At 73.0% G+C, this 6,181-nt stretch carries 5 protein-coding genes and 1 pseudogene; 3 read left to right on the top strand and 3 right to left on the bottom strand.

Annotation, left to right across the window (positions count from 1 at the left end; all coding sequences use genetic code 11):
* Both ACJ73U_RS36215 and mtnA read right to left on the bottom strand, forming a co-directional pair.
* Positions 1–296, bottom strand: a pseudogene (locus ACJ73U_RS36215) (proline--tRNA ligase); the annotation flags it as partial.
* A gap of 67 nt (positions 297–363) precedes the next feature.
* On the bottom strand, positions 364–1,338 hold the full coding sequence (gene mtnA / locus ACJ73U_RS36210) for an S-methyl-5-thioribose-1-phosphate isomerase (RefSeq protein ID WP_407782268.1): 975 nt from the start codon (positions 1,336–1,338) through the stop codon (positions 364–366).
* Between the two features lie 32 nt (positions 1,339–1,370).
* On the opposite strand from mtnA, the gene ACJ73U_RS36205 reads away from it, so the two are divergent.
* The 3 genes from ACJ73U_RS36205 to ACJ73U_RS36195 all read left to right on the top strand — a co-directional run bounded on the left by ACJ73U_RS36205 (position 1,371) and on the right by ACJ73U_RS36195 (position 4,924).
* Complete coding sequence (locus ACJ73U_RS36205; protein ID WP_407782267.1) at positions 1,371–1,727, top strand: VOC family protein; 357 nt, start codon at positions 1,371–1,373, stop codon at positions 1,725–1,727.
* A 267-nt stretch (positions 1,728–1,994) separates the two neighbouring features.
* Complete coding sequence (locus tag ACJ73U_RS36200) at positions 1,995–3,014, top strand: serine protein kinase RIO (protein WP_407782266.1); 1,020 nt, start codon at positions 1,995–1,997, stop codon at positions 3,012–3,014.
* 455 nt (positions 3,015–3,469) lie between these two features.
* On the top strand, positions 3,470–4,924 hold the full coding sequence (locus ACJ73U_RS36195; RefSeq protein ID WP_407782269.1) for a DEAD/DEAH box helicase: 1,455 nt from the start codon (positions 3,470–3,472) through the stop codon (positions 4,922–4,924).
* 60 nt (positions 4,925–4,984) lie between these two features.
* Here ACJ73U_RS36195 and cobA read toward each other — a convergent pair.
* A partial coding sequence (cobA, locus tag ACJ73U_RS36190; protein ID WP_407782265.1) for a uroporphyrinogen-III C-methyltransferase occupies positions 4,985–6,181 on the bottom strand: 1,197 nt, incomplete at its 5' end.

The raw sequence follows: 6,181 nt of genomic DNA, 5'->3' as shown, positions 1-6,181 counted from the left end.
TTGAGCCGGAACAGGTTGTCGCCGTACTCGGTCCAGCGGCCGGTCGCCTCGTAGGGCTCGCGGGGCAGCAGCGCGGGGAACTGGATCTCCTGCGCGCCCATCGCGTCCATCTCCTCGCGGACCACGCGCTCGATGTTCCGCAGGACCTTCAGGCCGAGCGGCAGCCAGGAGTAACCGCCCGGGGCGACGCGACGGACGTACCCGGCGCGCACCAGCAGCTTGTGGCTGGGCACCTCGGCGTCCGCCGGATCCTCACGCAGTGTGCGCAGGAACAGCGACGACATCCTGGTGATCACGGCAGTACTCCTTCTAGAGGAAACGTGCAGCAAGGGTAGTGAACCGGCCTCGAGGCGTGCCAACGGGTTACGCGGGCCGCTCCCCCCGCGCCGGCCGCACGAGCCGGTCCTCGGTCACGATGGCGGTCACCAGGTCCGCGGGTGTGACGTCGAAGGCGAGGTTGAGCGTGCGGGTGTCGGGCAGCCCGCCGAGGACCTCCCGGCCGTCCCGCACCTCGATCTCCACGTCCGCCCCGGAGGCCAGCGCCGGGTTGACCGTCGACTCCGGCGCGGCGACGAGGAACGGCAGGCCCGCCCGCGCCGCGGCCAGCGCCAGCGGGTAGGTGCCGATCTTGTTGACCACGTCGCCGTTCGCCGTGATCCGGTCCGCGCCGACGACGACCGCGTCCGCGAGGCCCCTGGCCAGCACGGACGGCCCGGCTGAGTCGACGACGAGCGTGTGCTCGACGCCCATGCCGGCCAGCTCCCAGGTGGTGAGGCGGGCGCCCTGGAGCAGCGGGCGGGTCTCGTCGACGTAGACGTGCCGCAGCAGCTTCCGTTCGTGCAGCGACCGGACGACGCCGAGCGCGGTGCCCCACTCGACGCAGGCGAGAGCGCCCGCGTTGCAGTGCGTCTGCACCGCGAGGGGTGCGCCGCCCTGCCGCGCGAGGAAGTCCGCGCCCCGCTCGCCGATGGCGCGGTTGCGGGCGGCGTCGGACTCGAGGAGGTCCAGCGCCGCGGCGAGCACGGCGTCCTCCCCCTCCGGCAGCTCGGCCAGTGCCCGGTCGACACCCCAGGCGAGGTTCACCGCGGTCGGGCGGGCCGTGCGCAACGCGGCGAGGTCGCGGTCCCGGTGGCTTGGCGCGTCCCGGACCGCCATGGCCGCCCCGAGCGCGCCGGCCACGCCGAGTGCCGGGGCACCCCGGATGGCGAGTCGCCTGATCGCGTCAACGAGGTCCTCGACGGTGAAGATCTCCAGGATGACGACTTCGGTGGGTAGCTTCGTCTGATCGATCGCCACGATGTGGTGGTCCTGCCAGTCAATGGTCCGCACGAACCCCATTTTTGTCGGTGCCCGGCCGTAGCGTCGCGGCCATGAACCTGGACCTGGGTGGCATCACCATCGACTGCACCGACCCGCACGCGCTGGCCGAGTTCTGGACGCACGCGCTCGACCTGGAGGTCGCCCACGCCGGCGACGAGTACGTGCAACTCGTGTCCCGCGCCGACCGGTCGCGGCCCTACCTCGGCTTGCAGAAGGTGCCGGAGGCGAAGGCCGGTAAGAACCGGGTGCACCTCGACCTCGCGACCAACGACCCGGACGGCGAGATCGCGCGCCTGGTGGCGCTGGGCGCGACGGCGGGCGACAAGTACGAGGAGCCCGGCTTGCGGTGGACCGTCCTGTTCGACCCCGCGGGCAACGAGTTCTGCGTGGGCACACTCCATGACTGACCGCGCTGGCAGCACGGCCCGGCCGCCGCCGTTGGCCCAGGTCGGAAAATCGGTTGCGGGGCGGCGGTGGGTACTGGGAGCCTGCTCGCTGTCGATGTCACGCGCGCCGGTGGTTCGCCGGCGGACAACAGGGAGGTGCCACATGGCCAAGACGGTTGCCCGGACGTGGCCCGCCCGCGTCCGCCCGCCCCGCTGAGAGCTCGCCTGTCCTTCTGGCACACGCGCCTCGGTGGGGTGTCACATCCTTTCGCTGAGGAGAACCCACCAGTGCGTCTGCACGACTTTTCCGACGACTTCCTGGACGACGAGAGCACCCACGACGAGCGACGCTCCCGACCACGCAAACCGAGGCGCGCCGCGGACACGACGGACCGTTTCGCCGCGGCCTTTCCCCAACCCGAGGAGGTTTTCGACCCGCAGTCGACCCGTGCCGGGCGGCTGACCGAACAGGAGCGAGCCAGGCTTGCCGCCGTGCGGGAGAGCGCGCTGGCCGATCCACCGCTGCCCCCGGGCGCGGACCGCTGGTCCACCTGGGGCGACGGCGAGCAGGGCCCGCACCCGCGGCCGGAGTGGGTGGTCACCGAGCTGGCCGCGGCCGACAGCGAGCTGGGCATCCTGAAGACGGGCAAGGAGGCCGACGTCTTCCTGGTCCGGCGGGCGGTGCCGGACACCGACCGCGGCTGTCTCATGGCGGCGAAGCGGTACCGGTCGAACGAGCACCGACTGTTCCACCGGGACGCCGGCTACCTGGAGGGCCGGCGGATGCGCCGCAGCCGCGAGATGCGTGCGATGGCCAACCGGACCTCCTTCGGCCGCAACCTGATCGCCGAACAGTGGGCGGTGGCGGAGTTCGCCGCGCTGTCGCGACTGTGGTCGGCGGGTGCCCCGGTGCCCTACCCGGTCCAGCGCAGCGGCACGGAACTGCTGATGGAGTACCTGGGCGACGACGACGGCGGCACGGCCCCGCGCCTGGCGGAGCTGCGCCCAGACGGCGAGGAGCTGCGCGACCTGTGGCACCAGCTGGTCACGGTGCTCGACCTGCTCGCCGGCGAGGGCCTGGTCCACGGCGACCTGTCCGCGTACAACCTCCTGGTCCACGACGGCAGGCTGGTGCTGATCGACCTGCCGCAGATCGTGGACCTGGTGGCCAACCCGAGGGGCCTGGAGTTCCTCGCGCGGGACGTGGCCAACGTGGCGACGTGGTTCCGGGCCAGGGGGCTGCCGGAAGAAGAAGCCGACCCCACGACGTTGACCGAGGAGTTGGTGGCAGCTGCAGGCCTGGACTGACCGCCACACCAAGCCCGGGGGAGGTGACCCCCGCCGGCCGGGACACCACCGGCCGGCGGGGCCACAACGGCCGGCCGACGTACCGAGGAGCGAGAATCGAGGCATTTTCCACCAGAACACGCCGGGTGTGTTGAACATCATGATCCGGATCCGGCCGGCGCGCCCGACGCTCAGATCCACGGTCTGGCGGCCCGCTCAGGGGGTAGGCCGCCAGGCCCCGGGGGCCGATAGGCTCGTGATCCGCTCCCGTCCCGCAACGCCCGTCCACCGTTCGAGTACTCTGGTAACCGCACCGCGAGTGGCCCCTGTGCCGCTCCCCCGCCCGGCGTGGACCCGGCCAAGCGGTGCCCACCACGCAATCAAGGCGCAACGTGCGCCAGGCTCGTCCGTGCCCCTGCCCGAGCCGGGGGTTCTCCGAGACGCGCCATTGTCCCGAGAGGACCCTTGTGACGACCATGCACGACCGGTCGGCGTCAGCCGGCCGCAACCACCGCAAGCCGCGCAATCGCGTGGGCGGCGGCCAACCCAGTGGCAACGCAGGTGGCAAGTACAACGGCAAGCCGAGCCGCCGTCCGCGCGTCAGCCACGCACCGGAACTGGAGAACATCCCGACCAGTCCGATCCCCGTCGTCGACACCTTCGACGAGCTGGGACTGCCGGCCAAGCTGTCCGCCGAGCTGGCCAAGGCCGGCATCACCAAGCCGTTCCCCATCCAGATCGCGACCCTGCCCGACGCCCTCGCCGGTCGTGACGTGCTCGGTCGCGCCCAGACCGGCTCCGGCAAGACGCTCGCGTTCGGGCTCGCGCTGCTGGCACGGCTGGAGGGTGGCCGGACTCGCCCCAAGCACCCGCGTGCGATCGTCCTCGTGCCGACGCGCGAGCTCGCCATGCAGGTCAGCGAGGCGCTGACCCCCCTGGCCAGGTCGCTCGACCTCTGGTGCCGCACGGTCGTGGGCGGGATGTCGTTCACCAAGCAGGCCGACCAGCTCCGCCGCGGCGTCGACCTGCTGATCGCCACCCCGGGCCGGCTGTCCGACCACGTCCGCCAGGGCACCTGCGTGCTCGACGAGGTCCAGTTCACCGCCCTGGACGAGGCCGACCAGATGGCCGACATGGGCTTCATGCCGCAGGTCCGCGCGATCCTCGACCTCACGCCCGACGGCCAGCGCATGCTGTTCTCGGCCACCCTGGACGGCGACGTCCAGCAGCTGGTCGAGCGCTACCTGCGTGACCCGGTGACGCACTCGGTGCAGCCGGCGACGGCCAGCGTGACCACCATGGACCACCACGTCCTGCTGGTCTCCAAGGAGGACAAGCCGGCGGTGATCGCCGAGATGGCCGCCCGCGAGGGCCGCACCATCCTGTTCCTCCGCACGAAGCACCACGTCGACCGCCTGACCGCGAAGCTCCGCTCGCTGGGCGTCCGCGCCGGCGCGCTGCACGGCGGCAAGACGCAGGGCGCCCGCAACCGCGTCCTGGACGACTTCCGCGAGGGCTCGCTCCCCGTGCTGGTCGCGACGGACGTCGCCGCGCGTGGCATCCACGTGGACGGGGTCAGCCTGGTCGTGCACGTCGACCCGCCGGCCGACTCGAAGGCGTACCTGCACCGCGCCGGCCGCACCGCCCGCGCCGGCGAGTCCGGCACGGTGGTCACGGTGGCCACACACCAGGAGCGCCGCACGGTGTTCCGCATGACCGAGCAGGCGGGCGTGCGCCCGCAGAGCACCACGGTCCGGCCGGGCGGCGACGACCTGGTGCGCATCACGGGTGCCCGCATCCCGAGCGGGGAGCCGGTCATCGAGCAGGAGCAGGCCAAGCGCCCGCCCCGCAACCACACCGCCGGCGGCTACCGCGGCCAGGGTCGCAACAAGCGCTTCACCCCGCGCCGCAACCGCACCGAGCGGTTCTAGGGCTCCGCCCGCACCTTCGCGGCCCTGGATGAAAGTCCGGGGAGGCGGACCAGGCTCAGCCTAGTTCCTCAGTCCGGCCACCGGTCCGATCACGATGATCGCCGGTGGCCGGACTCCGTGTGCGGCGACATCGGCCGCCGCCGTGTCCAGACTGGACCTGACCACCCTCTGCCGGGCCGTCGTGCCCTCCTGGATCACCGCCACCGGCGTGTCCGCCGGCCGCCCACCGGCCAGCAACGCGGCCGAGATCGGCCCGATGCGCTCGACGGCCATCAGCAGAACGACCGTGCCCCGCAGGGCGGCGAGCGCCGCCCAGTCCACGAGCGACGACGGGTGTCCGGGCGGGACGTGCCCCGACACGACGACCACCTCGTGCGCCACGCCGCGGTGGGTCACCGGGAACCCGGCCATCGCGGGCACCCCGAACGCCGAGGTCACGCCCGGCACGACGGTCACCGGCACGTCCGCGGCGGCGCAGGCCAGCAGCTCCTCGAACCCGCGCCCGAACACATACGGGTCGCCCCCCTTGAGCCGCACGACGAACCGCCCCTCGCGCGCGTGCGAGACCAGCAGCGAGTTGATGGCGTCCTGCGAGGCCGCCCGGCCGTAGGGAAGCTTCGCCGCGTCGATGACCGTCACCGACGGTGACAGCTCCTCCAGCAGTGCGGCGGGCGCCAGGTGGTCGGCCACCACCACGTCCGCGAGCCCGAGCAGCCGCCGCCCCCGCACGGTGATCAGGTCCGGGTCGCCGGGCCCGCCCCCCACGAGTGCCACCCCGCTGGGCCGGGCGAGGTCGACGGGCACGGCCCCCGCGCGGAGCGCGGCGAGCAACCCGTCCCGCACGGCCGCCGACCGCCGGAACGCGCCCCCGGCGAGCACCCCGACGAGCAACCCGTCGTGGTCGCCGGTGGCGGGTGTGACGGCCGAACCGGCGTCCCCGGCGTCGGCACGCACGCAGAAGACCCGGCGCCGTTCCGCCTCGGCCGACACGGCCTCGTTGACGGCCGGCGACGACGTGCAGCACAGGACGTACCAGGCCCCGTCGAGGTCGCCGTCCACGTAGGACCGCTCGTGCCACACCACGGCCTCGGCGGCCACCAGCGCCTCGACCGACGGCGTGACCGCCGGCGAGATCACCTCGACGAGAGCCCCGGACGACACCAGCCGAGGCAGCCGCCGCTGGGCCACCGTTCCCCCGCCGACCACCACGACCCGGCGCCCGGCCAGCGCCAACCCGGCCAGATAGTGCGACTCACT

Origin of the sequence: Actinophytocola sp. (assembly GCF_045807065.1) — a bacterium.
GTDB lineage: Bacteria > Actinomycetota > Actinomycetes > Mycobacteriales > Pseudonocardiaceae > Actinophytocola.
Note: the sequence above shows the minus strand (reverse complement) of the source record. Positions and strands in the feature narration are given on the sequence as shown.

Coding starts and splice junctions, on each gene's coding strand:
- ACJ73U_RS36205 (WP_407782267.1), top strand. CDS start 1,371: ATGAACCTGGACCTGGGTGGCATCACCATCGACTGCACCGACCCGCAC.
- mtnA (WP_407782268.1), bottom strand. CDS start 1,338: ATGGGGTTCGTGCGGACCATTGACTGGCAGGACCACCACATCGTGGCG.
- ACJ73U_RS36195 (WP_407782269.1), top strand. CDS start 3,470: ATGCACGACCGGTCGGCGTCAGCCGGCCGCAACCACCGCAAGCCGCGC.